26 protein-coding genes are annotated in these 23,939 nt (G+C 59.7%); 8 read left to right on the top strand and 18 right to left on the bottom strand.

Annotation, left to right across the window (positions count from 1 at the left end):
* Window positions 1-114: 114 nt before the first annotated feature.
* Complete coding sequence (locus AC5P7E_RS05830) at window positions 115-918, top strand: hypothetical protein (protein WP_162792512.1); 804 nt, start codon at window positions 115-117, stop codon at window positions 916-918.
* Window positions 919-1,083: 165 nt separating this feature from the next.
* Window positions 1,084-2,673, top strand: a complete 1,590-nt coding sequence (locus tag AC5P7E_RS05825) for an LA2681 family HEPN domain-containing protein (RefSeq protein WP_235648906.1) — start codon at window positions 1,084-1,086, stop codon at window positions 2,671-2,673.
* A gap of 304 nt (window positions 2,674-2,977) precedes the next feature.
* Here AC5P7E_RS05825 and AC5P7E_RS05820 read toward each other — a convergent pair whose 3' ends face one another.
* The 5 genes from AC5P7E_RS05820 to AC5P7E_RS05800 form a co-directional block, all read right to left on the bottom strand.
* A complete protein-coding gene (locus AC5P7E_RS05820) occupies window positions 2,978-3,487 on the bottom strand; it encodes a hypothetical protein (RefSeq protein WP_114618263.1) in 510 nt (169 codons plus the stop codon).
* Window positions 3,488-3,554: 67 nt separating this feature from the next.
* Window positions 3,555-3,803 carry a hypothetical protein gene (locus AC5P7E_RS05815; protein WP_114618264.1) on the bottom strand — a complete coding sequence of 83 codons (249 nt, stop codon included), beginning with the start codon at window positions 3,801-3,803 and terminating at the stop codon, window positions 3,555-3,557.
* 413 nt (window positions 3,804-4,216) lie between these two features.
* Window positions 4,217-4,840, bottom strand: a complete 624-nt coding sequence (locus tag AC5P7E_RS05810) for a hypothetical protein (protein WP_114618266.1) — start codon at window positions 4,838-4,840, stop codon at window positions 4,217-4,219.
* 413 nt (window positions 4,841-5,253) lie between these two features.
* The gene (locus AC5P7E_RS05805) at window positions 5,254-5,925 is read right to left on the bottom strand and encodes a hypothetical protein (protein WP_114618267.1); all 672 of its coding nucleotides are present in this window, start codon (window positions 5,923-5,925) and stop codon (window positions 5,254-5,256) included.
* A gap of 1,742 nt (window positions 5,926-7,667) precedes the next feature.
* Complete coding sequence (locus tag AC5P7E_RS05800) at window positions 7,668-8,135, bottom strand: hypothetical protein (protein ID WP_162792513.1); 468 nt, start codon at window positions 8,133-8,135, stop codon at window positions 7,668-7,670.
* A 477-nt stretch (window positions 8,136-8,612) separates the two neighbouring features.
* On the opposite strand from AC5P7E_RS05800, the gene AC5P7E_RS05795 reads away from it, so the two are divergent.
* Window positions 8,613-9,191: a hypothetical protein gene (locus AC5P7E_RS05795; RefSeq protein ID WP_180863537.1), complete on the top strand. Its 579-nt coding sequence runs from the start codon at window positions 8,613-8,615 to the stop codon at window positions 9,189-9,191.
* 35 nt (window positions 9,192-9,226) lie between these two features.
* Here the strand turns inward: AC5P7E_RS05795 and AC5P7E_RS05790 are convergent, their stop codons facing one another.
* From AC5P7E_RS05790 to AC5P7E_RS05780, 3 genes are all read right to left on the bottom strand, one after another.
* On the bottom strand, window positions 9,227-10,318 hold the full coding sequence (locus AC5P7E_RS05790) for a YagK/YfjJ domain-containing protein (protein WP_206619980.1): 1,092 nt from the start codon (window positions 10,316-10,318) through the stop codon (window positions 9,227-9,229).
* 58 nt (window positions 10,319-10,376) lie between these two features.
* Window positions 10,377-10,604: a helix-turn-helix transcriptional regulator gene (locus AC5P7E_RS05785; protein WP_180863535.1), complete on the bottom strand. Its 228-nt coding sequence runs from the start codon at window positions 10,602-10,604 to the stop codon at window positions 10,377-10,379.
* 422 nt (window positions 10,605-11,026) lie between these two features.
* On the bottom strand, window positions 11,027-11,251 hold the full coding sequence (locus AC5P7E_RS05780) for a DUF4224 domain-containing protein (protein ID WP_180863534.1): 225 nt from the start codon (window positions 11,249-11,251) through the stop codon (window positions 11,027-11,029).
* A gap of 280 nt (window positions 11,252-11,531) precedes the next feature.
* Between AC5P7E_RS05780 and AC5P7E_RS05775 the strand changes: the two genes are divergently transcribed.
* Together AC5P7E_RS05775 and AC5P7E_RS05770 are read left to right on the top strand one after the other, a co-directional pair.
* Complete coding sequence (locus AC5P7E_RS05775) at window positions 11,532-11,897, top strand: hypothetical protein (protein WP_180863532.1); 366 nt, start codon at window positions 11,532-11,534, stop codon at window positions 11,895-11,897.
* Window positions 11,897-12,223 carry a helix-turn-helix domain-containing protein gene (locus tag AC5P7E_RS05770; protein WP_180863531.1) on the top strand — a complete coding sequence of 109 codons (327 nt, stop codon included), beginning with the start codon at window positions 11,897-11,899 and terminating at the stop codon, window positions 12,221-12,223. Before AC5P7E_RS05775 ends, AC5P7E_RS05770 begins: the two co-directional genes overlap by 1 nt.
* Before the next feature lie 1,077 nt (window positions 12,224-13,300).
* On the opposite strand, the gene AC5P7E_RS05765 is transcribed toward AC5P7E_RS05770, so the two are convergent.
* The 3 genes from AC5P7E_RS05765 to AC5P7E_RS05755 form a co-directional block, all read right to left on the bottom strand.
* A complete protein-coding gene (locus AC5P7E_RS05765) occupies window positions 13,301-13,489 on the bottom strand; it encodes a helix-turn-helix domain-containing protein (RefSeq protein WP_235642187.1) in 189 nt (62 codons plus the stop codon).
* Between the two features lie 627 nt (window positions 13,490-14,116).
* Window positions 14,117-14,791 (bottom strand): dTMP kinase, encoded by a 675-nt coding sequence (tmk, locus tag AC5P7E_RS05760; protein WP_206619979.1) that lies wholly within the window; start codon window positions 14,789-14,791, stop codon window positions 14,117-14,119.
* Between the two features lie 443 nt (window positions 14,792-15,234).
* Entirely contained in the window at window positions 15,235-15,849 is a 615-nt protein-coding gene (locus AC5P7E_RS05755; RefSeq protein WP_180863527.1) for a hypothetical protein, read from the bottom strand.
* Window positions 15,850-15,911: 62 nt separating this feature from the next.
* Here AC5P7E_RS05755 and AC5P7E_RS05750 point away from each other — a divergent pair, with 62 nt between their 5' ends.
* The gene (locus tag AC5P7E_RS05750; RefSeq protein ID WP_206619978.1) at window positions 15,912-16,202 is read left to right on the top strand and encodes a hypothetical protein; all 291 of its coding nucleotides are present in this window, start codon (window positions 15,912-15,914) and stop codon (window positions 16,200-16,202) included.
* On the opposite strand, the gene AC5P7E_RS05745 is transcribed toward AC5P7E_RS05750, so the two are convergent.
* Complete coding sequence (locus AC5P7E_RS05745) at window positions 16,184-16,633, bottom strand: BLUF domain-containing protein (RefSeq protein ID WP_180863525.1); 450 nt, start codon at window positions 16,631-16,633, stop codon at window positions 16,184-16,186. The genes AC5P7E_RS05750 and AC5P7E_RS05745 overlap by 19 nt on opposite strands.
* Before the next feature lie 478 nt (window positions 16,634-17,111).
* Here AC5P7E_RS05745 and AC5P7E_RS05740 point away from each other — a divergent pair, with 478 nt between their 5' ends.
* A complete protein-coding gene (locus AC5P7E_RS05740; protein ID WP_206627284.1) occupies window positions 17,112-17,483 on the top strand; it encodes a hypothetical protein in 372 nt (123 codons plus the stop codon).
* 15 nt (window positions 17,484-17,498) lie between these two features.
* On the opposite strand, the gene AC5P7E_RS05735 is transcribed toward AC5P7E_RS05740, so the two are convergent.
* The 5 genes from AC5P7E_RS05735 to AC5P7E_RS05715 all read right to left on the bottom strand — a co-directional run bounded on the left by AC5P7E_RS05735 (window position 17,499) and on the right by AC5P7E_RS05715 (window position 21,313).
* Window positions 17,499-18,356 (bottom strand): hypothetical protein, encoded by an 858-nt coding sequence (locus AC5P7E_RS05735; RefSeq protein WP_495222827.1) that lies wholly within the window; start codon window positions 18,354-18,356, stop codon window positions 17,499-17,501.
* Entirely contained in the window at window positions 18,356-19,087 is a 732-nt protein-coding gene (locus AC5P7E_RS05730; RefSeq protein ID WP_495222826.1) for a hypothetical protein, read from the bottom strand. The genes AC5P7E_RS05735 and AC5P7E_RS05730 overlap by 1 nt, the downstream gene beginning before the upstream one ends.
* 421 nt (window positions 19,088-19,508) lie before the next feature.
* On the bottom strand, window positions 19,509-19,973 hold the full coding sequence (locus tag AC5P7E_RS05725; protein WP_180863521.1) for a hypothetical protein: 465 nt from the start codon (window positions 19,971-19,973) through the stop codon (window positions 19,509-19,511).
* Between the two features lie 90 nt (window positions 19,974-20,063).
* Window positions 20,064-20,315, bottom strand: a complete 252-nt coding sequence (locus tag AC5P7E_RS05720; RefSeq protein ID WP_180863520.1) for a hypothetical protein — start codon at window positions 20,313-20,315, stop codon at window positions 20,064-20,066.
* A gap of 296 nt (window positions 20,316-20,611) precedes the next feature.
* Window positions 20,612-21,313, bottom strand: a complete 702-nt coding sequence (locus AC5P7E_RS05715) for a hypothetical protein (protein WP_180863519.1) — start codon at window positions 21,311-21,313, stop codon at window positions 20,612-20,614.
* A gap of 82 nt (window positions 21,314-21,395) precedes the next feature.
* Between AC5P7E_RS05715 and AC5P7E_RS05710 the strand changes: the two genes are divergently transcribed.
* On the top strand, window positions 21,396-21,587 hold the full coding sequence (locus tag AC5P7E_RS05710; protein WP_154264535.1) for a hypothetical protein: 192 nt from the start codon (window positions 21,396-21,398) through the stop codon (window positions 21,585-21,587).
* Here AC5P7E_RS05710 and AC5P7E_RS05705 read toward each other — a convergent pair.
* A complete protein-coding gene (locus AC5P7E_RS05705) occupies window positions 21,584-23,938 on the bottom strand; it encodes a hypothetical protein (protein ID WP_180863518.1) in 2,355 nt (784 codons plus the stop codon). The two genes, AC5P7E_RS05710 and AC5P7E_RS05705, sit on opposite strands and share 4 nt — an antisense overlap.
* Window position 23,939: the final 1 nt, after the last annotated feature.

Raw genomic sequence — 23,939 nt, 5'->3', positions numbered from 1 at the left:
GCTTGCCGGCGATTTCTACCACACGAGGGCTACCTCCGCAAAAGCGCGGGACCGGACAAGAACGTCCTCGGTCTCCTCCCAGCGCTTGGCTGCATCGAGGGTATATTTCACCCCATGTCCAATCGACAGCCAAACTCGTCCCGCTACGAACTCAAGGCGGCGCAGCATCTGATCGAAAGCCAGCGCAAGCTGACTCCGAGAGTCACTAACATGCTCCTCCGTCTTCTGACCATGGCTGGAACTGCGCCGCCAAAAGCGCAAGAGCAAATGGGCCAGGGTGTCGGAAGACGGCTAACAACCATGCTTGAGGCGACCAACGCGGTCTTCTCTCTCATCCCGCCAAGCAACACCAGAGTGACGCGAGATGCTTTGAAGAATGCCACCATAAATCTCCAGGCCTTCCTCATCCATACCGTAGGCATCATGGACAACATCGCCTGGGCCTACGTCTACTGGCACGGGATAGAACAGCAGATCTATCGGAACGATGTTGACCTCTTCAAGACCAAGATGCAGGAGAGGCTCCCGATCAGGCTGACCGACCATCTAAACAGCCCAAATCTGACTTCATGGCGAGACACCTATCTAAAGCCATACAGAGACTCTTTAGCGCATCGAATTCCGCCGTACATCCCGGAAACCCACACTCCCGAAGAAGCACGCAAGTTACAAGATCTAGAGCGCCGCATTCAAACCGCTTCAGAAGCGGCTGATTGGGATACTGCGCTTATGCTTCAGGAAGAAATGGGTGCCATCCAGGGTCATGGCTACCTAATGGTCTCCTCATTCGCGCCCAGCACCGGGCCGGTATTGCTCCACCCCCAGATGCTCTCCGACTTTGAGACCATCTTCGACGTATTAGAGGCATTTTCCCGGCATGTCGCCACTCCGCCTAGGCCACGCAAAACTCAAGCGTGAACTACCATAGGTTGGTCCGATCCAGGCCAGACGGCAACGACATCCCACCCTGCCTTCCATGTCGTACGAGCGCAGCGCCAGTTGGAGACAAGCCAATGGAGTCGGCCACTTACATCTGAAATTCGCTCTAAATCTCCGAACGCCATTGCACCACGGTTCAACCAAATGCCGACTACTTCCACTCACGACGACCTCAAGAAGCTCTGCGAGCGCTCTATTACAAAGATGAGCGACGCCGACGCCCTTTTACATATCGGACAGTTGATCGACAAGTCGTTAGACGCACTCTATGGTCGCGGTGCCAAGCGTGCACTGAACTTGCTCGACACCTTCTCCAAACGCGAGTTGACCGAGGCGCAAGGCGCGCTGGTCGAGTACTTCCGTGCCAATGCAAGAGCCGCCCTATCAAAGATCGCCGGGCTTCATAAACCGGTTTCCTGGGAGTCACAGGAGCGGCAGGATGAAATGCTATCGCTCTCACGTGCTGTGAGCCACGACGGATTCTCGTCCCTCGAGAAGATTCGCCAGTGTCAGATTCTGACGAACTATGCCAACCTTCTGAACGCAGTGGGCAGGACTATAGACGCTCTTCCCTTTTGGGAATCCGCACTCAGAATTTCACCCCGATTTGCGATGGCTCAAGGTAACCGTGGCTGCGGTCTGTTCCGATATTTCTGGTTGATGGAGCATCCACGCGACCGCGCCATTCTTGCACTGCATGCCTTTGACGGCCTCAAAGCCGCTTGTAGCGCAGATGCGATCCATGAATCCGAGGACCCACTAGCATCGGTAGAATATTTCTCCAGACAGGCGAGGATAATTAACGGCGGAGTCGATATCGAGTCGGTACGCGCCCGTCAGAACCTCGAACAAGGCTTCGAAGGTAGCTCAAAAGTAGAACGAAGCTATCGGCGCTGGTGCCTAGAGCACCGACTTTTTCTATCCCCGTTGAACGATCTTGGGCCACATCTGGCTGCAGCAGTCGACGACCTGGTGCTGCCGTCAATGATCGAGAGTATTGATGACCGTCCCGACGGCCACCTGCCTCCGCCGATCCTTGGCTACTTCAGTCAAATGAAGCAAGAGTATGTCTCAGCTCGCTTCATGCTCTTCGAAGGAACCAGCAGCACTCAGACCCATTTTTCTGATCGCAGCGTTGTGCTTACTAACACGCTGGACTATCCGCTCTACTCACTTTCCGGCGAAAGGATCCGCTCGGCCTTCAGGATCGCCTACTCTCTACTTGATAAGGTCGCATTCCTTGTAGATCACTACTGGAAGCTAAACAAGGATCCGAGCCGCATTAGCTTCAAGAATGTCTGGATGGGGGAAGGCACGAAGATCATTCATCCGCAACTCCAGCATCGAGACAACCTACCATTGCTGGGCCTATTTTGGCTATCCAAAGAACTGTTCGATCCCGATCTGAAACAGACGACAGCCATCGATGCAAGGGACCTGCACAGCATTCGCAATGCACTGGAGCACACCTATCTACGGGTCATTCATGGTTGGGCCAAGCCATTTCTAATCAAAGGAAATGACGATCGTGGGCTGGGGATCACAATCGGTAGCGACCAACTCGAATCAAAGGCACTCCGCGTGATGAAGATAGCTAGATCAGCGCTCTTCTATGTCTCGCTTGCTATCGGCGTAGAAGAACGCGAGAAGCAACGAAATCTCTCCGGTCAACCTATCGGCACAATGCCACTTTATGTCCTGGATCAACAACGAAAGCGACGCGACCCGAATTAGTGCATCTAAACGACATGCGTGCTGAAACTCGAAACTCTGCATGGAGCATGCTCACACGCGAGGCACGCTTCGTGTCCTTGCCACTGACCTCGCTAGAAATCATCGACGGTGATGAGATCAGCCCACAACATCTTTTGGCCTTATCGACTCACCATGCCCAATTCAGGCTCCCGCACGATCTTAGGGGCGGCCAAGAACTCCCTTAGGGCCTGACAAAACTCGATTGCAGGGGCCGCCGAATCAAGCCCCCCCCCCCCGGGCCATACTCTCGGCCTCAGCTTAGCAAGAGAGCTGGCCTATCGAGCTAACCGGCCGGCGGACCTCGGCGCACGCACTGCCCTTCGAACTCTCGGCCTTTTCCCATACGCATGGCCAAGGTGCCGCTCAGGCCCGAAAAGTGGCCAGAGAGGCCCGTGTAAGTGGAAATGGACGTAAGACTGCCGGCGGAGCGAAGCTGGCCCGCGTCGTAGAAGTCATTGGGGATCTCCATCCGCACTGTTCCCGCATCCTTGCTCCATAGCCGGATGATCTGCCCAAACTCGCGCATCTCGGCGTACATGGTCGCGGGCACTCCATCCCTACCCTCTGCGGAGACTGTCCCTTCGCACACCAGCACGTACTCATCTGAGCCATACCGAGCCAGAAGGAAGCCGGCGAGGCCGAGAGCTGCAGATAAGGCGACAACAGAGCCAATGGACCACGCCAGTGCAGTTAGCAGCGCACGCCAAACCGACCCACCGGGCGGCTTTCCGCCATTGAGCCGGTTGTTCTTCTCGAGCTCTGCTTGGGCGGCTAGCCAATCGGAACTGCCCATTCATCCTCCTTGATGGTCCGATGGAAGCACCGCTATGGAAAAGGCCCGGTCTCCCGGGCCGTAGCGGCTACTGAGTACTGCTAAAGTACGAGTCAGTGCCTTCCTTCGTAACGCTTTCCTCAAGCGATGAATAGATTCCGGCGGCGGCCTTAGCCTGCTCCAGCATCTCGCCAAACTTGATGTCTACGTTGTGCGCTGCAATTTGATCTTTTACGGAGGCCGCCTGCCTGAGCGCGATCGCCTGCGAAGCAGCGGCGACAAATATCTCTTTGACCAAATTCACGTCAACGTGAGTGGGATTCTCTTCAGTGCTCAATTACCATCTCCTTGATAGCCCCGGCCAATCCAGGGCCTGCCTGCATCCTATCAGGGTGGACCACGCTGCAAAGGCCCCAGAACCCCAACCTAGCGGACTAGTTGATCGGATCGGTCCTGTGCCGGTAGTGGCTATCCACCATGACCACCGCGGACGGCCCTACGAAGGCCGCGACAAGGCCGCAGGTACACGCCTCACCGACCTCCCTAGGGCACCCGTCCTCATGCAGGAGGTAGTGGCCGTTGATCTTGCCCACCAGGTCTTTGGCGAGGCCAGCGCGCGTAATCAGGTCCACGTAGTCCAGCTCGCCCTCTGCTGGAAGGACTTGGGGGCATCACAAAGCAACATGGAACCGCTCCTCTGGGGAACTCGAAAAACCCTGAGTGGCCTTGCGCGCGCACTGATCTCGAAAATCAGGGTTGGTGGTTGGCGGGCATGCGCAGTTGTTGCCATTCCGGGCTAGGGCACAGAAGTCTCAGACCGCCCTCATCAACCCTGAAGCCAAGACCGCTGCCTTCGCCCCAGTACTCACGCCGGCACTCGAGAACTTCCTCTTTTGGAGTTGAGGCAGGCGATGGCGCCGGAATTGCGGCCGGGCGGTCCAAGCTATTTAGGAACGCTAGCAATGCCCCAACCAGGGCAGTCAAGCGGTAGAGCGCTGAAAACCATCCCTTGCGTACCGTTGAAGGCCACGGAGCAACATCGATGACGCATTGAACCGCCACCACGAAGCATGCCGCCGCAAACACGAACCAGCTCTTGAATTCGAAAGAAACTACTACGAGAAAAACGAACGCCACTAGTGACACATAGACAGCAATACAGAACAGAATTTCGTTTTTTGCTGCATCCTTTCGCTTGGACGCCCGCACCAACTTGCTGGCAGCGTCATGATCCTTAAAGAGGAGATGGTATAGCGCCTCTTCCCGCCAACCGCGCCAAGACTTCTGCGCCTGCAGTTGCTCAGGAAGCAGCGCTCTACAGTCCTCGTAACTTATAGTCTTCAGCGCCCACTGCAGCTCTTCCGTGGTATGCATCACTGGCCCTCTTACCTGTATTGGTAATGACGGCCATTTTCGTAAGATCTTTAAGCTTCCAGCGCTCCAATCAATTTCGCCAAACTGAGTGTATCGAGCATTGGTGCCGTGGATTCACCCCTCGCAGGGCCCGCAGCTTGAGAAGGGAGCCATCAAGTCCCATTGCAATGCCACCTTTGGCTGCTCCGCAGGCCACCTCGGCGTTGAAGAAGCCGTCGTAGGTCTAGGGGGCTGAATATAGCGAGATGCCATAGCCCAACCCATCCGATCTAAACATCACAGCCTCGGGTGCATAAGGTAACGTCCGGGCGTTCGCTACGGGGGCCGTCCTGATCGCAGCTCACAGGCTTAGATCTGCTAACAATTGGGCGAGCTGACGGAGCGCAATCCGCTCCCCACCCTTCCAGGCGTTCCTAGCCGCCTTGGCCTTTCCTTCGACGCTTCGCGGGCCGGTCGCCTGCTCCCACGGTCGCCAGTTCTGGATTGCCTGCGCCTGCCGCCGGCGCCGCTCCGGGGTCCAGCCATTGCGCATCTGAGATCTCCTCCAATAGTTCGTTCGGCCGTCTTTTGCTTTCCGCGCGCCCGGCCTCTTCCGGGACCGGACCGGGACTTTCCGGGGCAATGTTGTTCACCTGCTGATGGCCACCGGCAATGTTGGCCTGCTTCACGAACGCCACGGCTCTGGGGTTCTTGATCTCGGCCAGGGTCTCCAGAATCGTCCGGCACTGGGATTGTGCCTTCAGGGCCAGCCGCATGTATGTCTCGGTCGCCCTCAGGTGGCTACCCATGTTGAGAGCCGCTCGCCGCCCCATCTCCAGAAATACCGCGTTGAGGGCTATGGCCTGACTGGTGAGAAGTGAGTCGGCCTGCTCGGTCCCTCCCCGCTTAGCTCGCTCCACGGCCTGTTGGGTAGCCCCAACCAGTTCGCCTATCTCCGAGCCCTTGGCGAATCCGGAGTGCTGATCGAACAAGAGGGCCAAGAACGCGTTGCTGTTGACCCCTTCCGCCAGTTGCTCGGCATGGAGCTCCTCGTCCGATTGGCCAGGGCGGCGGGTGATCTTCAGCTCGGCGATGCTTGGGTCCATTGGGTACTTCCGCCTCAGTTGTCTTGCTCAGACTGCTGGAGCTATGTGGACGCCACTGGACGGTCCAACGCGCGCATACTGGTCTCAAAATCGGTGGTAGTCGGCCTAAGGCCCGCGGCAGCCACTGGTGTACGATCCGCCCAAACAGGGGAGGACTCATGGACAGACTGTTCCCGCTTGCTTTCACCCTGATAGGCATCCTAGCGACAGCCCAAAGCGCATCGGCGGAAAGCTATCAGGGTAACGAAGGTGTTGTGTACGCCTGCGTCCGGGATGGGCGTCGGATGTACACCTCCAGACCGTTGCCAACTGACAGTGCCTGCCGGGCCATCAAATACAGCTGGGTAGATGATCACTCCGCACGATCCGACCCGCCTGGCACCTTCATGGGTTACAGGTGCTCCTCAGACTGCAGCGGGCACAGGGCAGGCTATGCATGGGCCGCAAAGCAAGGCACGTCCTCCGTACAGAACTGCCGAGGTCGCTCCAAGTCATTCGTGGAGGGCTGCATGGCGTATGTAGCTTCTAGGACTGGGCAGGGTGGAAGATGAAGCCGCAAGATGCGCGCCTATTTATGGCTTCCTTCCTAGCCGCTGCTTCCTTAGTGACTCTGCCAGGGTGCCAAACGGACTCCTGTAAGGAATACTCCCGATTCACCTGCAAGCAACTTGAAACGCAGACCTTCAACGTCTACTACTACGAAGTCACGAATACCCCATCTGAGCCGAATGAGATCTTCCTTGGCACAGCCATTGGGCTTCAGCAGTGCGGGACCGTCGCTTGGAATGCCGCACAGGCAAGAAAGAAGGACAGCGCAGAGGATTGGTCTTATGTCTGCTGCCTTCAGACTGAAGAATCGTCATGCGCAGAGAAGCATCGATGAACCAAAACCACCTACCCGATGGAGTGACCCGATGAGCAGTGACAAGGTAGACCTGTCCAATGTTGGCGGACGGCCTGGCGCTCCACCACGGAGCTGGCTGACAACGATGCCGATTCCATAGCCGACCTGCAACTAGGTGCAAGGCATACAACACTCGAGACCACGGCAGGTGGTGGGTGACCGTCTTGCGTCGCATCACCCCGGACATCCAAGATCCGTAGAACCCGGACCAACCCCTTCAACAGGAGCTGGTCATGGCAATTCATCACACATCTCAGTCCAACGAGCCTTGGAACAAGGGAAAGTCGAACGGCCAAAAGCCTCCACTCAACCTGAAAGACATCCGGGCCATCCGAATCAGGCTCCAGCTTGGCCAGAAGGTCCGAGATCTAGCCCTATTCAATCTGGCAATCGACTCCAAGCTCCGCGCCTGCGACTTGGCGAAGCTCCGGTTGTCCGATGTATCTCACGGAGCAAATGGCTTCGCGTGCGAGGGTGATACAGCAGAAGACCGGCCGACCTGTCCAGTTCGAGATCACCCAAGCAACGCGCGAGGCAGTGCAGGCTCGGATCACCCATGCCGATCTGAAGGCCTCGGATCTCCTATCCACCAGCCAAGTGTCGAACTCGCCCCACCTGTCGACGAGGCAGTACGCCGGGATTGTCCGTCGCTGGGTGGAGGAAGCTGGCCTCGAGTCTGGCTCCCACGGCACCCACACTATGCGCAGGACCAACATGCGGATCGCGGGAGTTGCGACGTCTGCTTGTCGACTCGCGGCAGACACGCCGCCCCAAGAAAGATGCCTCTCACACGAGGAGTCTGCACTACCCAGCGGCTCTACGGTTAGGCTCAATCCTACTAGACACCGTAAAACTCCTGCTCAGCTGCCATCAGAACGCTGCCAGGGTCCGTCTGAAGAACTTCGATTGGGGTGAATTCACCAAGAAGCACATGGCGGGTCATGAACCACTCCAATTCGCCCCACCCTGTGGACATGCCCTGTGCGCCCAAGAAAAGGCCACTTTGGCGAAGTACTCCTATGATCTCTGCAAGAAATGGGAGCGGTTGACCATCTTTTCCGAATTGCCATTCTGGGTAACGCCAGCTTCCACCGTCCATTTCCCAGTAAACAGCCAAGACAGCCCCCGCTCCTCGCAGTTGATTCATCTGCCGAGCCACGTCTTGGTCATCGATTGCGAAGCGCTTGGCCACCTCGACCGAGGTCAGCCAATTGCGGGCAAGCTGGCCTCTCCGCTCTGCGGAGGCCGCCTCCACCGAACACGACGGCTCATCTTTCCCATTCCGTTCTGAACTTTCATGTCCCATGTGGAGATCACCAGTGTTCGTCCCTCGGATCATAGCGCCGTTAACAACCGGTGGCAGTAAGAAACAAGCCCGAGTTTAAGAGGAAGCTCTTTAAGAAGGCGGGGAAAGCACGTCAGCATAAGTTGGCCATTTCGGTCAACTTGTGCCTCACTGGATGATCGTTCGTCGCCGCGCCAGGCTTTACTTGGAAATGCCAGCAACTTAGAGCCAACTCATGCTTCGGATGTCAGTACTAGTTGGCCATAACGGTCAACTTGTGCCTCCCCCCACACCTGCGACCGGTCAGGCGAGGTCGGTTGGTGGCCCACCAGCAACCACATAGATCTAATAAGCCATTGATCTAGCAAGCCTAATGCGTACTTAAATCTACTTTGGACTCACAAAGCGACTCACTTGTCCCGTGGCTAGTCGGTGCCTGCTCTTGCCATCGCTCCAAACGTGAAGAGACTATTCAGTCACAGCCCATGGAGACTGACGGTGGCAAGAAAGCCCGTTCTGGATGAATTTGAGTACTTGGAGAGCCGAGGGTGGACGTCGGAGCTCGTGGTCGACAAGTCCCATTTCAGCGCCTTAGACCGGCTGGAGGGGAGCTTCACACGGATCGGGGGCCGGGGTAGTTCGGAGCTAATTGAGCTGTCCCAGGAGAACTTGGACTTCGTGGAGGGCCACTTGAGGCAGGCCAAGGCTCATCATGCGGAAGGCAGCTTAGAGGACGCGTGGTTTCATCTGCTTCAGGCGAGCAATACGCTGTCCTATCACCGAGGCATCCGCGAAGGACGGTTTCAAGCAAGCAAGGTCGACCGACCAGCCCGCGCCGGGAAAAGAGGGGGTAAGGCAAAAGCGGCCAACCTCACCGAGAATCTTGATGCGATAGCAGCCAAGTTGAAAGCGCACCATTTAAAGGCCGCTTTCAGGACAATCGAAGGTCTTGAGCTTAAGGCTCAGGAATTTGGCGACGAGCACGGTATGAGCTCAAACCAGGCTGATTGGCTTTCGAGGCTCAAGAAGAGGCCCGCTATGCTGGAATTGGTAGCTAAGCTGCGTTCGGCGCGTTGACCACCGGCCCCGCGAGGGGGCCGGTAGCATCTCGCTTATTCGACGGATTGAACGCCGCCGTACGGACCACCGGAACCAAACGTCCGGGTGCCCTTGGCGGGGCGGAAGCGGAGGTAATAGTCCTGCTTGGTGAGGTAGAACATCGCCTCCTCGACGTTGGCCCAAGCCATATCGTCATTACGCGCGACCATCCCTATGCCACAGCGTTCGTACGCCTCCTTGTTCTTGTTGCAGCTGAAGTACATGCCGTTACCGCCGGTGACAAAGTTCTTCCAGTAGTGTCCCAATGCGTCAGCAATAGTGATGTCCTTGGCCAGTTCCTGGCCATCGAAGAAGATGGCCATGTGGAAATGGCTGCCCTTCTCCAAACCGTACTCAAGGCGCCAGATGTAGCCAGCGAGATCCTTCGAGTACGGCCCGTTGCGGAGGTACGTGACAAATGCGTCACGGTGACGCTGCACCTCACTGATAGGCAGATCCTGAGCACAGAAGCCGAGATCCGTCAGGATCTTCGAGAAGTAGCCCAAGTCCAATCGAATGATCAGCAACTTGGAGTAGCCCTGGCGCAACTGATGCAGCAGCTCGCGTGTGCTGCTGCGGTTCTTGCGCTCAGCGCGACGCATGTTCGCTAACGCGGTGCCCAGTGCGGCGCCCTTAGTGAATGCCCGCATCTTCGCCACAGCAGCATTGAGAGGAGCAACGTCCTCTGCGATGAGCCTCCCACTGCACTTGAAGCGTACGGGCGCGCTGAAGCGCTTGAAGATGGTGAAGAGCGGGCTGTGGCGATGGGCAGGGAAGTGGCGCGCGATCTTGGCCAGGTCAGCCTTGAGGCAGGTTCGGAACTGCTGAGCCAGATCATCCTGCAAGACGAGACCCGCGGAGCTCACCTTAAACAGGTCTCCTTTGCTGCGCATCAGCCTTCCCATCATGTCCACGATCTTTTTCACGGCATAGATCGCGCTCTGCTCACTGGTGATGACGGGCCGACCGTATTCATCCCAGAGGTACGTTCGCCGCGTGATTGACACGCTGTTTCCTGCGATACCCATGTAACTTCTTCCAATTCTTTTGTTGATAACAACGTTCATTCCTGCCGGCTTTTCATCGCCGTTTACAGGGAACGTCACGTGAATCCGGCCTCATTAGGAACCAAGCCGGTTTGCTGATTGGGAAAGTTAGAGCTTCCTAGCGGCCCACCTCCCTAGCCTGCATGAGGCTGCGCACGTAGTCGTCCACCTCGTGCTCGATGAAGCCCACCAAGCCGCCCTGACGAACACGCTTGGGGAAGGACGGCTTGAACGACGGCGAGTTCTCGTTGCAGAAAGCGTAGAAGGTGGAGCGGCCGATCCCGAGGCGCCTCTGCGCCTCTTCACGGCTGATCACACAGAGCGACTTGTTGCTAGCGAGCGGCATTTCCTGATCCTCATCTGGTTGCGACGAGGGGAGCTTAGGCAGCCCAGATCGAGCTGGGGAGCGCGCTAGCGGCGGTAAACTTTTACTCCACCACTTCGCAAGTCATTGATTTCAATGGAGCAGGTAGTGCCAAGCATCGATATGGAGCCAGAAGGAACTAGATTTCTTTGACCCGGAACCAAGTTTGAACAGGGAAGGGGTGCTTCATGAAGCACCCCTGGCGCGTTACCTGAGCTCGCTGGTCAAGAAGCCAGCCATGAAGACGACCGCGAAGGCGGCCAGGTATTCGAGAGGGGAATTGGATCGTTCGATGAACACGATAGGCTCCTAGTCAGTAGGGAGCCGGCATTGCGCCGGCATAGAGGAGAGGCTGATGCCCCTCCCTATCGTGTTATGGGTTTGAAATTCTTTTGCTTGGCCGGTCAGCCAGGAAGTGTCCCGAGCTTGTTGGACCGCCACGGAACGGCTTTGACGGTCGGCGTCGGATCGACAATGCCCACTGCGGCCCGCAGCACCACCGGCCACCCGTACCCATCGATGTAGTGCCGGATGCCGTTCTGGCGAAGGAACTGGAGCTGTCGTGCCTTCAAACGCGTGCGCGTCAGCGCTTTGATCTCATCCTTGGTCAGGCAGAGCTTTTCAGACATTTCAAACCTCCTTGTTGGATCGCCACACTGGCCTGGGCGCGTCGAGCCTTTCTGGCGCTCCCACCGCCTTACGCAGCACGATCACTTGGTTGTACTCGTTGACGTAATGAGGGATCCGGTTCTGCGTAAAGAAGGCCAACTGCCGTACCCTGATCGGGGTTCTAGTGATCTCTTCGACCTCAGCGCGCGACAGCACTTCGCCATTCATCGGACGTCTCAGAGTAGCCAGTGCCGATCATGCCCCAGGGCGCTACTCTCGGCTACAGACCGAGGAGACGCCATGGACGAGTTGCCAGCCGAATTGCCGCTTGAGCAGGAGATCGCCCTGCTGAGGCAGCAGCTGACCACCCTGCGGATCGACCTTTCTGGCAAAGACTGGCTGACTGTGGACGAGGCTGCGCACTACTGCGGAGTGTCAGTCAGTCAGTTCAATGCAAAGGCCGGAGAGTACGACCTCTCGCCCAGACAATTCATGGGGAAGAGGCTCTACGAGAAGAACGAGCTGTACAGAGCAATCCACAGCTCCAGCGGCTGGAAATCCAAGGTGGCGGCCGGCGCGTCGCCGTCCCTGGTCCCTGCGTCTCCCCAGATGGAGGAAGCATTGGCGCGGCTGCGCCGCTACGACCAACGCAACAGGAAACGCTAATGACCCTGCCTGGAAAGCTGATGACGCTGGCCGAGGCAGCAGAACGAAGCGCCTGCGCGCCCAAGACGGTTCGCAGAGCCATTGACGCAGGGCAACTCGTGGCTGTTCGGCTAGGAGCTAGTGCCAGGTCGGATCGCATTCACCCGGCCGATCTTGAGGATTGGTGGGAGCGCTCGCGGCGGGCATCGACAGTAGGGCAAGCAGCACCAAGAGCATCCCAATCAGTCCCCCGCCCTGGCTCGGCCGATGAAAGGCTCGCGGCCCTCTTGGCACCGACGAACCGGAGAACTAAGGGTCGCCGGCGAACCGACGCGCGGCAGGCTTAGCGGCGGCGGCCGATGCACTGCTCCGCTTGCCTTTCCGGCCCTTCGGAATGCCCCTGTTCTCGTCCCTCCATTTGAGAACCTCTCCTGCAACCCAAGTCGCTGGCCGCATTGATACGCGTAAAGGGAAATCCGGCCTGCAGGCGACGGTCTCTAGGACCGTGCGTGGCGCCAAGCCTAAAAGGATCCCGACGTCATGTGCACCGATTGCCCTCAGTTCCCACGGTACGGTGCAATCTTCACTAGACATGGCGCTTCCTCCATTCGATCTGCTAAGGCCCGCGACAGTAACTCTGTGCCCTGCTTGCGCTGACTTGGTAACGAATGGAAGACTGCATAGCGTCATCAGCCTCGACTACGCAGGTCTGTCTGGGGTCCATCCGCGAAGCGCACTTGGCCAAAGTCTCTGCCGACCTGGCCATCTCGTCAGCGGCTAGCAAAAACTCGTTGCAGAGACTTCCAGCCGCCGACGCCAGATAGTTAGCGCGGGCACTACCGTAGCGTTCCACATCGTCCACACTCTCCGGGCTCGCGGTGGCCGGCGCGTTGAACTTGGGCCAGCCGCCGCTGGAGTCTGCAAAGCGATATGGAGTCGGCTCCGTTGGAGCCGAAGGGCTCCTATAGACCGGTTGGGCATAGGTCGACGCCTGGGCACTGGGCGCGTATCCGGATCCGGATCCTCCCCTCGGCGGAGGTAGCGCGTACGGATCCTTCTTGCCAGCTTGGCCCGTATAGGGGTTGTAGTTCCCCCGGGTTGAGTAGTTGTCCAGCGTCGACCGATTCGGAGCGCTTCTGTAGTGCGGGGCGACATAGGTCCCGTCCTTCTTGACGTAACCGCTGACCCGAACACCACGCGCATCAGCCCCGCTTGTCCACGCCAAAGCCAGCCCCAGACAGAGCATCAGAAATCCTTTCACAGCGCCCACTCCCCTGCCTCTGGGGTCATCCCCAAGAGGGCGTCCTGCAGCCGGCATGGCTGCCTGAGCGGATGCTACCCCTCATTGGATGCGGAGCCAATTCGTAGCTATAGCTCCGAACCCAAGGCGATCCCGAAGCCAGGTGGCGGGACTGCATCCAGCCTTAAGAACTCCTCAAGACCCTCAGGACAAGATCGTCGCCATTCGCCAGCCATTCGTGTTCGTCGATGTACCAGGCGCCGCCGACCTTGCGACCGGGCAGCTTGCCCTCGCGCAGCAGCCGCTGCAGCACCTGCATGGACGGGCGGCTGCCTTCTTCGAAGTAGCGGTCCAGCCAGCGCTGGAGCGTCATCAATCTCATCGTGGCCCTGCAGCAACCCAGCCTTTGCGACGAATAGAGTAGCCCCCGCGACGACCAAGGGAATGGTCATACCCTTGAGAAATCGGCATTGCTGGGTCGGATTCTCCCCTTCCATGGCCCCTTTGCCCTGGGCTTGATCTCCGCCGGCGTCCGGATCGGCTCCAGTGCGGCCATCACTCGGGCCGATGCTGCCGCCGCTGCCGCGTCTAGGCGTTCGGCCTGCTGTTGTTGCTCGCGGGTAGGTGGCAGGCCAGGCAGCGGTGGCGCCGGCTGGATGGGTGTGTTGTCGGTCAGGCGGACGACCGCGTCTCGCAGAGGCAGGTCCGGATATAGCCTGGCGGCGCACCATCGCTCGGCGAATCGCTTGCCCTGGCGCAAGCTGACCACTCTCACGCTCTTGGTCTGCCACATCTTCAGCGCATTAAGCGTCATGCGCAGGCCGCCCGCGCGATCAGGGGTGAGGCTAGCTACCTCCCGGCCGTTCCACCACAGTGCCCAGCGCTCGCCTGTCTGGACCCAGCCAGAGGGGATCGGGGCGGTGCGGAAGCCATGGGAGGAATGCATGGCCGGAAGGATACGACCGGCCGTCGCAGATGCTGCGATTGAATCCTGACCGGATTAAGCCAGCCGCCCTTCCATGAGGGAGCCGACCTTCTCGATGTTCTCCAGCGACAGGCCGCCGATGTTCTGCGCGAACTGGCGGATGAGCTGGGCGTAGGAGTCTTCCAGTACATCCGCCTCCGACTTCGAGGCGTCGATCACACACTTCGTGCGCTCGGCCATGCCCAGGAAGATTTGCCGGCACAGAGCCAGATTCTCTTCGTTCTCGAAGTGGTTGGGCCTATCGCCACGTGCGCGGATCCGCTCCAGGCCCGTGGCCGGCTCGACATCAAGCAGCAACATCAGATGCGGTCGGGGCGCGAAGTCGTTGGCCTTCGATAGGTCATCAACCGGCAGCCCGGCGGCACCTTGGTAGGCCACCATCGAAGGGAAGTAGCGGTCGAGGATCACCACCTCTCCGCGCTGCAGTGCCGGTTCGATGAACTGCTCGACGTGGTCGCGGCGGTCAGCCAACAGGTATTCGACTTCCTGCTCTGGGCTCAGTCGGCCCGATTCAGCGGACTGGCGAAGCTTGGTGCCCCAGGGCCCATTGGTCGGCTCTTTACTGGTCGAAACGGCCACGCCATGGGCGCGAAGCCGCTCGGTCAGGCCTTTGGCCAAGGTCGACTTGCCGGCCCCATCGATTCCCTCGATGGCAACCAGCAGGCCACCGGGGATGGTGATGCTCGTCATGCGGGGTAGTGTATCCAATTGCCCCGGCACCGCCAGAGGGGGACGGGATGCTATCGCGGACGGGCGCCTAAGGGCCAGTCTTGACACGTTGGTGCCGGCGCGGCGCTGCTCACGCGCCCCCGGGTTGAGCTGCCTGCGGCCCCGGATCCGGCAAGGTCAGGATGCCCGCCTTGGCCGACTGGCACCATCGGGCAACCTCGCCATGTCGGGTCGGGGTCTCCCTACACGCCCCGGGCACGGCTGGCCGGGCTACCCTCCGGCCATGTGCGGCCGATTCGTCCAGCTCCCCGTGATCGACTTTGGCCAGCCGGGGCTGGCTGACCTCGCCCCCGGCCTGGCCGAGATTCAGCCCAGCCACAACCTCACGCCGACACGACGCTGCTGACGTGCCCCGAGTTGAGCTTCCTGCCACCCAGGAACCTGCAGGACTCACGCCCAAGGACTTAGATCTGACCTAAGTCTTGGGTCACCACCTGCCCTTCCCGAAGCACCGTAGCAAGAAGCCGCCCCCCGGCCACCTGCCGCCCCACCCGCTTATTAAGCCATGCCGCTTGGATCTTGCCAGCTGCGAGCACATCAGCCGGAGCGAAGCTATCTGGCCTTCCGGCAAGAGGCTCTCCGGGCGAAGCTAAGCCACCCTCCAGCGGTTGCACAATTGCTGGCCTAGAGCTGTCGCTCTTGGCATACGCAGTAGCCACCATCCGGCCGCTCTTTGGCGACCAACCGCCCAGCACTAACTCCGTGCCCAACGCGTCCATTTGCAGACGCGCCTCGGCAGCCGCTCTCTCATAGCTTGGCCACAACTTGTCGATCACAAGCCCCAGCTCCTTTGTCAGCTGCTCCATTGTGAAATCGGCCCGGAAGCTTGCCTGGAGCGCGAGCTCGTAGATGCGAAGAAAGAACTGAGTGGACCCACGTGCCGCCAACACCAAGTTGTACTGCGGGATCAGCAGCATCTTTGCGCCGGACGAATGCGCTCCGGTGCGGGCGTCCTCCGCGAGGGTATCGACCGCGACCAGGAGCTGGTCAGGGCGTAACAGAACGTTGAGGATGCTCATAGCGGACTCGCTCAGAGGTCGCCAGACTATCGCCTTCCCCACCCCCAACTGTCGAGACCGTCATGACGACCGAAATCACGGAAATCCTCGGTCGCCTCCACGCATGCGAGTCAGAACTTCAGATGCACCGCGGCTATCTCAAGGCAGCGGAATACGCGCTTCGAGTACTCACGCTGACTCACCCAGCACCCGAACGGCTCTCCGGTACTTGGCTGAGTCTTTTGCCCAGCATCGCCTCTAAGCACAGGCAAAGCGACGGCGATCTGTTCGCCGCCGCTTTCCAGCAGTCACTCACCGTGCTCACCGAGCAGATCGGGGAGCATCGCCAAGGGGATCAGGCGGCCACAGCGTAAGGCTCAACCAGCGAAGCTAGGAGATCCATAGCCGCTGGGTTTGCATCCTCGGCGTCGCCGCGCTGATTGAATCGAGTCCAGTCGGCTTGAGCCAACCGCTTCAGCTCTACCGGTTCTACCGGAAGCCAGCGCATCGGCCAGAAAGGCAGGCGGCGCTGTCCGACGCGGCCGCGCTGAAGCTCGACAACCCCGCCATGGCTCTGCGATCCCAGTACCCGAGAGTAGGCGACAGTCAAGCCATCCTCTGGACCTTCCAGGTACTGAAGGAATCTTGCTCCGTCAAAAAGCAGGACGCCCGTCACTCCGGCATCCCTGTTAAAACGCGCGGCGTCGTCTACCAGTTCTTCAAGCTTCGCGCTCGGCAGGTCAAGAGCGCAACCAGCCACTGTCGGCCCTGCCTCGCTCACGTACACCACAGCCCTGATCGGCATTGGATAGTCTCCCTGTCAGCCCCCCCCCCAAGCTGGTGAGGCTAGCACCGGGCTCAACAGACGGCGTCATCGCGCCGTGAAACAGTGACCTGCACCCCGAACAGTTCAGGAGCGCGGCGTCACTTATCCGCTTGGTTGCTAGACGTCTGTGTCAGCCAGTACGCCCCATTCGTCCTCCGCGCTGCGCACTCTTGGCGACCGGACGCTGACTAGTCCTGCCTTGGCTATCTATAAACCTACGACGCCCCGCGTCCAGCTGGCACCCAAAAAACGCCCCAAGTGAATCTTGCGCCTCTGCGATCTCTGCGAAACTGCCATCCTGCCCTTTCAACCATGCCAATTCCCATAGCGAGATCTTCCAATGCGGGTTGAAGCCCAGAACTACTTCGCCTTGATAGTCGAGCCAACTTGCTCCGAGTACTTAGAGCGACCGTGGGAGTTCCGCCGAGGGATCTTGTCACTGATCGTAACCTCTCACATGGTCGATTACTGGGTGATGGGCAGCTACACGGGCGGGTCATCCAGGAAGGACATGACCGAAGCAGTGAGCCAAGGCCGCGAAGCTCTGTCAGCTCTCTATCCAGACCTGCAGCTACTCACCGATGCAGCCGATGCCGCCAAGCACGGGAGGTTGGCCTCAATTCAGTCACGCGTCCGCCAGATCGACCGAGCGGATCAGCTGAAGGTAACGCCGAGCCTGTTCAATGCTCCATTCGGCCAAGGCGTATTCGCCGAGGCAGTGGAGATCTACTTTGAAAGCCCTGACGGCCGACATGTGAGCATGCGAGGGCTTCTGACTCAGGCCCTAGACTTCTGGCGGGGCCAGTTAGGAATTCAATCCCGCCCATAGCCGAGCAGCAGCGCTCTACGCTGCTTCCAAGACCCTCTCTGCCCCTTCGACGGCAGATGTGACTGGATAGAAGCGCAATCTTGCCGCCAATGCCTCAGCCTCAATCTCTTCGCGCGCACTGGCTACAGCGGCTCTCTGCTTGTCGCCCAGCGTAACGTCGTCGTTGCGGGTAGTCGCACCGATCAACGCCGCCTCTGAGATTTCAACCAGTTCGCGAGCACGCTGAAGCTCAAAAAGACGGGCCCTAGCATCACGAATGCTTGCCCCAACACGCAATGGATGGACGACACAGAAGTGGAGAAGCGCCCGTTGTGAGGCGAAACCGAACTTCACAGGGTTGCCTCCGTTGACCAGAGGTGTGGAACGGCCGAAGTACTCCGAGAATTCCGGGCGCTGCGCTAGTACCAGATCCTTAACCTCGGTACTGAACCGTCGATTGAGGTCCTCTGGAAGCGGTGTCTCCGCTTGATCTAGGTCCTCTAGCTTGGCGAGGCTTGCCATACTGGAGTAGAGCAACGCAGCTGTACGCAAGAGGTCGTTCAAACTGTGGGCTGACGTTTCCCTCAGCGGCCCAGGAACCAGCCCCATGTACTTTGCTTCCGTCGATCCAATGTTCCCATTGCGCTGCTCAGCAATAGCGACATATGTAGACAACGCCTGGTCAATTAAACGGCGCGCACCAGCCGCCTGAGCACCGAACATCCCATCAAGCGACTCATCTCGAATGAAACGGGATACACCCGCTGTGCCCTCGAAACAGTAGAGGACTCCAACGAGGATTCGTTCACCAGTTCCCGTCACCGGCTCCCAGAACATGGGCCGCCACGGGTGGCGTTGGGGTTTGGTCACGATGGATTCCGTAGGCGTATTCATCACAGATCTGCCAATAGATCATCAGGTCTAGGGAAGCGAGCAGTGAGACGAGCACCCAAGTCCTCAAGGCGCTCCACGATCAGCGCTTGCCAAGGTCCTGCATTGTGCAGCCTTTCCACAGCAAGGGCTGCGCTGGCAACTTCTGATCGATTTAGAGCCAACCACTGGGCGATTGCACCATGTAGCGCCTCGTCCGCTTTGCCGGCTTCGACCATCAGTATGCACAGCTTATTCAGGTCATCCATGTGAAGACCGTTTCCAAGAGCTAGGGCGTGATCTATCCATGCCTCTTGGGCGCCGTCCCAAAGGATATTTCCGAGGTTGCGGTCGCGGTTGTCTATCGCTTCATCTATCGCGAGGGCGAGCGGGGTGGATGGGAAGGAACCGACCAGAGTGATAGCCACCTTAAACGCCGTTTCCTGGTCAGCCTCCGCGTAGCCTGGTCCTAGTCCAACCCGCTGCTTGAGATTGGGGTATCCAACGTCTGCACTAGCAAACGACACCCCGTGAGTGTCCTTGATGAGGAATGGCCGAGGAACAACTAGACCCCATCTGCTTAGAAGAATTGAGCAGAGCGCTTCTGCAAAGACGAATTCCGGAGGGTCGCGCTTAAGAACTGCGGCAAGAAGCTCGCCGTCCACCGTCTCAATTACACACCGGAGAGCCCCAAAGTCGCCGTCTCCGGCCGGCGTTTCCGATCCTTCAATTACGGTGGCCCAAGCCAATTCCATTTATCCCCCTTGAAGCTCTGGTGGGCGCCGTGCCCGACTGGGGAGATGCTAACCGGGCTAGGGCTCATCGGCCAATGGCGGACGAGAGCCTCAGAATGCGTTGTTCGCGGGCTGCAGTGAGATTAGGGAGCGGTCAGCGAGGATCTGGCACACGAAGATGAGCAGCAGTAGCCCAGCATGCAGTGGTTCGCGGGAAAACGCTTCAGGCGGGCAGGCGCTTCACGGCCTAGCCCGCCTTTAGGGACTGACAAAACTCTGATGAACCGTCTGCCGCATCGAGTTCCAGGCCTATTCGACGGCTTCCCTTCACGCAGCCGACTGCTTTTCCGGCGCGGCCCTATCGACCAGCCAACCGGAATTGCCCACCCTTCTGCCCTCGATGGACTTATGCCAGGACCGCCCGTGCAGCCAGTACGGGCCGTTAAGATTTCACCGTAACGAGTGCGCCTTTCGCCATGTCCTTGCCGTCTTCGTCCACGATCCAGATGCTCCAATCCGGAGCGAAGAAGGACCTAATACCCGACGCGCGGGCCATCGCAATCCCCTCCATCGTCATGAACAAACGATCTACAGCGCAGATCGCCGGTGATGCTTCATTTTCGGACCAAATCAGCGAGCCAATCCGTGCACCAGCAGGGCCTTCGATGGGTCCGTCAACTCGCAACTCCAGCTTCAGCGCCGGGTCCAAGGTGACGCATTGGCTTACATCGTCGAGAAGCTGGAATGTTCCAACGTGTTCGCCGGTCAGCCAGAGCGCAGAAGGCCTATCTTCTCCCTGGCTGTGGATCGTTGTCCTAAGTAGCCAGTTGTTCGATTGCAGAATCAACGATCCAGGAGGGAGGTCTCTATCTCTACCGATCCGGAAGAAGCTTGCCTTCATAGCCATCCACATCTCCATTGCTGTCCTGGCCAGTCCAGGGCCTGCCCGCATCCTATCAGGCCCCCCAACCAAGGCTTCAGGCCCCCACACAGTCGACTAATTGATCGGATCGGCCCTGTGCCGGTACTGGCTATCCACCATGACCATGGCGGACCGCCCTACGAAGGCCACGACAAGTCCGCAGGTACACGCCTCACCAACCTCCCCAGGACACCCGTCCTCATGCAGGAGGTAGTGCCAGTTGATCTTCCCGATCAGGTCCTTCGCCAGGCCGGCGCGGGTGATCAGGTCTACGTAGTCCACCTCCCCCTCTGCCGAAAGGACTTGGGGGGCATCACAAAGCAACATGGATCCGCTCCTTTTAGGGGCTCCAAATACTGGACGTTGGGCCGACATATGCCGCTTCGCTCGCATAGCACGCGCGCGTAAAGGCGTCGGAAAACTCCGGAGACCCGACCGGCCTCGCGCGCGTGCGCGTACTTGTCGCGAAACTCCGGGGGTGGCGGTCGGCGGGCTCGTGCGCGTGGAGGCGTCCAGAAACTCCCGCGCCCTAGCCAATGAGCCGCTGCCTTAGCCCCTTGACTTCCCGAAGGACAGCGGCCAGCTGACGGAGCGCCTTCCGCTCCCCGCCCTTCCAGGCGTTCCTAGCCGCCTTGGCCTTTCCTTCGACGCTGCGCGGGCCGGTGGCCTGCTCCCACGGTCGCCAGCTCTGGATTGCCTGCGCCTGTCGCCGGCGCCGCTCTGGGGTCCAGCCATTGCGCATCTGAGATCTCCTCCAATAGTTCGTTTGGCCGTCTTTTGCTTTCCGCGCGCCCGGCCTCATCCGGGACCGGCCCGGAGCTGCCTGGGGGATGGTTGTTCACCTGCTGGTGGCCGCCAGCAATGTTGGCCTGCTTCACGAACGCCACGGCTCTCGGATTCTTGATCTCGGCCAGGGTTTCTAGGGTGGTTCGGCACTGGGACTGCGCCTTCAGGGCCAACCGCATGTAGGTCTCCATGGCGCCCATGTGCTCCCCCATGTTGAGGGCCGCTCGACGGCTCATCTCCAGGAAGACCGCATTCAGGGCAATGGCTTGGCTGGTCAGCAGCCCATCGGCCTGGTCGGTCTCGCCCTTTGCGGCACGCCCTACTGCCGCCCGGGTCGACTTCACGAGCTCGTTCAGCTCGTTGCCGCCGGCCACCCCGGAATGCTGCGCAAACAACAGGCTGATGAAAGCGTTGCTGGCGATGCCCTCAGCGATCAGCCCGGCCGACTTCTCCTCCAGGGTCTGCCCCTTCTCCAGAGGCACATCCAGCTTGGCCGCACGCTGGCTGGCACCGCCGGCTGGTTGGTTCTCTTTCCTCATGGGGTGTCACTTCCTCTACGCAGGGCTTCCGCCCCAGGTCGGTGCTACGATTCAACCGGCCGATACCGATTGAGGCAGTGCCATGGACTGGAAGACCAACAACTACGATCCCCAGAAGAGCTGGGACGCCATGAAGAGCGAGGCCTTCAACCAGCGCTACCCAGAGGGGAAGGCTGGCGGCAGATCCATCGCCTTGGCCATCATCGCCGTCCCTCTGGGCCTAGCCGCAGTCGCTGGGCTGGTGTACTCGGTTCTAACCTTCTTCGGCGGCTAACGGCCTCCGGCCGCCTCGGCCTTCAGTCGCTGAGCCAGCTCAACCACCTCGTCGTCGTCCTCTTCCCTGCCAATCTGCAGCAGTGTGTTGATCTGACCGGCAATGTCGCCGCTATCCCGCTCGGTGTTTCGAGCGAGCCAGCGGACCGTCTTGGGGTTGGTCATCATTCTGGCGAGCAGGTTGTTGGCGCCTGCCAGGGCTAGAGTCGACGCGACGGTGATTGCCGCCTGGCCCAAATTTCCCTGCAACACATTCTGCCCGGCGATAAGACCAGTGCCCCCTAGGGTCACGCCGAGCGCAGTCTGCTTAGCTGTGCCGGGTGGATTGGCGAACACCTTGCTCCCGCTACGGATGGAGTCGGCCATCCTTGCAAGCTTGTTTACGTTCTGGACGTAGTCCGTCCCGAAGCGCGCATTGCTGAACAGCTGCTTCTTGGCTTCGGGGCTGATATCCGCCCAGTTGCTCAAGAACGTCTCCATCGAGAAGGCATCACCGGCAGCGTTCTGGTTGGCCTTGCTGGCGCGCCCCATCCGTTGCAAGAAGGATGCACTGACGTCAGCCCGCACCTGAGCAGGGAGCGAGTCCATCACACGCTTCAGGGGAGTGGCGCCATTCCGCGCACCAGTAAACATGGCTTGGTAGGCAGCCTCCGGGCCCCCTTCCTTCTGCACGATCTTGCCGATAGCGTCCAAACGCTGCTCCCTGAGACGGTAGTAGTTGTTCGCCCGGGCGAACGCCTTTTTTGCCTCCGGCGTCGTGGCGGCAGCCTCCATGTCTCGGGAAAGAGCCGCGTACAGCTTCTTCCACTCAGCATGGGCCGCGTCACGGATCAGGTACGTCGCCCCGACTTGCTTGCCAACCTTCGAGCGCAGTTCCTTAAGGGCCTGATACGGCAGCGTTCCGTCCGCCATGTTGCCCAGAGTGCTGCTCAGGTTCTGCTCGATGTCGGCCCGGCTCGGCACGGGTTCCATGACCGTCATTCCCAACGACTGCCTGCGCGCATTCCTCTCCGCAGCCTCCTGAGCTTGTCGCTCTAAGTACTGTCTGTAGGCGGCCGCATTCTCACGCATCCCTGGCCGGCTGAGGACCGATGCGCCCCCTGTGGTGTCGCTGACCAGCGCGCGCTCAATCTGCTTAAGTGCCGCTTGGTCGAACAAGTGGGAGAGCTCCGGCGCCCCGTTGATCGCAGCGTTGATTTCCTGAAGCGCGCCCCGGGCATTGGACACGGGCACCATTTCACCTGCCGGAAGATGACGATCCAACTCGCTATACAGTCGATCCGAAACCGACCCGGTTCGATCCACAAAGCCACCAGGCCCATAGATGCCCTGTTGGATGTTCGTACCGACCTGAGTCGGGGTCAGGTCCGCTCCGCCGGCCGCGATCCTGTTGGACAGGTCATCGGTGGCGTTACGCGCCGCAGCCGCCTGATCAGCCGCGCGCCGGGCAATCTGGCCCGAGCCACCTGGAGTATTGCCGAGGTAGGTTTCAAGGGCACTAGCACTACGATTGCCAGTGGCTTGCCCGACACTGGGCGAGGTGCCAGAAGCTGCGAAATCGTCAATCATGCTCTGTACGCCCGAGGCATCATTCCCCCTCGCCGCCCGGCGCGCGGCGCCAGCTGCAGCCGTTGGCACTGTGCCAGTGGCGCTGATTCGACCAGCCGTGGCGAGACTAGCAAGTCCGCTCAGGGCGCCAGGTGCAAATCCGCCAGCCAGACCGGCCAGCAGCTGGTTGCGCTGAGAGCCACCAGCCTCTTTGGTTCCTGATGCCGCAGCGCTACCCGTAATCGCAGACGCAGTCTGCAGGCCCGGCTGCGCGGTCAAGAAGTTGGCTAGGCGGTTCTGTGCCACTGGCGCCGTGCTACGGAGTGCAGGGGCGACTCCTGCTTGCGCGGCGCGGGGGACCATTGCGGCGAGCGCATTGATGCCGCTGCCGATGCCAAGCGTCAAGCCAGTGCCCGCAACGGCCTCACCGACGTCACCCAGCACGCGGTCTCCCGCCGTCTGCGCCTTGGGTAGGCCCAGGGAGTCGGCGAGAGCCGCAGCCTCCTCCCGGTACGGCCGGGCTTCCTGAGCGCCCACAGCACGCGCAATCGGATTGACCACGTAGTTGTTGAAGGCGTCACCGCCGACCGCCCCCAGGAGACCGCCAGCGCTTTGCAGGACAGACCGAGCACCAAACATGGTGTCGCGCAAAGCCCCATGCTTCCATCCATCCGGTGCAACCTGGCTGCGCTGGGCGGTCGACGTCGGGGCCGGAGTGGAGCTCGCAGGCTCCACAAGCTCCCCAGAGAATCGTGGCTTGCTCTTAGCCGGCTCATCAACCGGGATTCCATCGAAACGGGCCATT

The organism is Stenotrophomonas sp. YJH_SMC_25, from assembly GCF_059369595.1.
The sequence above is the reverse complement of the archived record's forward strand: the minus strand, read 5'-3'. Positions and strand labels throughout refer to the sequence as shown.

Excerpts from the sequence above, each read along its gene's own strand:
- AC5P7E_RS05775 (WP_180863532.1), top strand. The coding sequence starts at position 11,532 with ATGGACGAGTTGCCAGCCGAATTGCCGCTTGAGCAGGAGATCGCCCTG.
- AC5P7E_RS05805 (WP_114618267.1), bottom strand. The coding sequence starts at position 5,925 with ATGGACCCAAGCATCGCCGAGCTGAAGATCACCCGCCGCCCTGGCCAA.
- AC5P7E_RS05740 (WP_206627284.1), top strand. The coding sequence starts at position 17,112 with ATGGTCGATTACTGGGTGATGGGCAGCTACACGGGCGGGTCATCCAGG.
- AC5P7E_RS05820 (WP_114618263.1), bottom strand. The coding sequence starts at position 3,487 with ATGGGCAGTTCCGATTGGCTAGCCGCCCAAGCAGAGCTCGAGAAGAAC.
- AC5P7E_RS05770 (WP_180863531.1), top strand. The coding sequence starts at position 11,897 with ATGACCCTGCCTGGAAAGCTGATGACGCTGGCCGAGGCAGCAGAACGA.
- AC5P7E_RS05710 (WP_154264535.1), top strand. The coding sequence starts at position 21,396 with ATGGACTGGAAGACCAACAACTACGATCCCCAGAAGAGCTGGGACGCC.
- AC5P7E_RS05715 (WP_180863519.1), bottom strand. The coding sequence starts at position 21,313 with ATGAGGAAAGAGAACCAACCAGCCGGCGGTGCCAGCCAGCGTGCGGCC.
- AC5P7E_RS05810 (WP_114618266.1), bottom strand. The coding sequence starts at position 4,840 with ATGCATACCACGGAAGAGCTGCAGTGGGCGCTGAAGACTATAAGTTAC.
- AC5P7E_RS05705 (WP_180863518.1), bottom strand. The coding sequence starts at position 23,938 with ATGGCCCGTTTCGATGGAATCCCGGTTGATGAGCCGGCTAAGAGCAAG.
- AC5P7E_RS05785 (WP_180863535.1), bottom strand. The coding sequence starts at position 10,604 with ATGCCGCTCGCTAGCAACAAGTCGCTCTGTGTGATCAGCCGTGAAGAG.
- AC5P7E_RS05825 (WP_235648906.1), top strand. The coding sequence starts at position 1,084 with ATGCCGACTACTTCCACTCACGACGACCTCAAGAAGCTCTGCGAGCGC.
- AC5P7E_RS05750 (WP_206619978.1), top strand. The coding sequence starts at position 15,912 with ATGACGACCGAAATCACGGAAATCCTCGGTCGCCTCCACGCATGCGAG.
- AC5P7E_RS05735 (WP_495222827.1), bottom strand. The coding sequence starts at position 18,356 with ATGAATACGCCTACGGAATCCATCGTGACCAAACCCCAACGCCACCCG.
- AC5P7E_RS05730 (WP_495222826.1), bottom strand. The coding sequence starts at position 19,087 with ATGGAATTGGCTTGGGCCACCGTAATTGAAGGATCGGAAACGCCGGCC.
- tmk (WP_206619979.1), bottom strand. The coding sequence starts at position 14,791 with ATGACGAGCATCACCATCCCCGGTGGCCTGCTGGTTGCCATCGAGGGA.
- AC5P7E_RS05720 (WP_180863520.1), bottom strand. The coding sequence starts at position 20,315 with ATGTTGCTTTGTGATGCCCCCCAAGTCCTTTCGGCAGAGGGGGAGGTG.
- AC5P7E_RS05755 (WP_180863527.1), bottom strand. The coding sequence starts at position 15,849 with ATGAGCATCCTCAACGTTCTGTTACGCCCTGACCAGCTCCTGGTCGCG.
- AC5P7E_RS05765 (WP_235642187.1), bottom strand. The coding sequence starts at position 13,489 with ATGACGCTCCAGCGCTGGCTGGACCGCTACTTCGAAGAAGGCAGCCGC.
- AC5P7E_RS05780 (WP_180863534.1), bottom strand. The coding sequence starts at position 11,251 with ATGTCTGAAAAGCTCTGCCTGACCAAGGATGAGATCAAAGCGCTGACG.
- AC5P7E_RS05830 (WP_162792512.1), top strand. The coding sequence starts at position 115 with ATGTCCAATCGACAGCCAAACTCGTCCCGCTACGAACTCAAGGCGGCG.
- AC5P7E_RS05725 (WP_180863521.1), bottom strand. The coding sequence starts at position 19,973 with ATGGCTATGAAGGCAAGCTTCTTCCGGATCGGTAGAGATAGAGACCTC.
- AC5P7E_RS05745 (WP_180863525.1), bottom strand. The coding sequence starts at position 16,633 with ATGCCGATCAGGGCTGTGGTGTACGTGAGCGAGGCAGGGCCGACAGTG.
- AC5P7E_RS05800 (WP_162792513.1), bottom strand. The coding sequence starts at position 8,135 with ATGGGACATGAAAGTTCAGAACGGAATGGGAAAGATGAGCCGTCGTGT.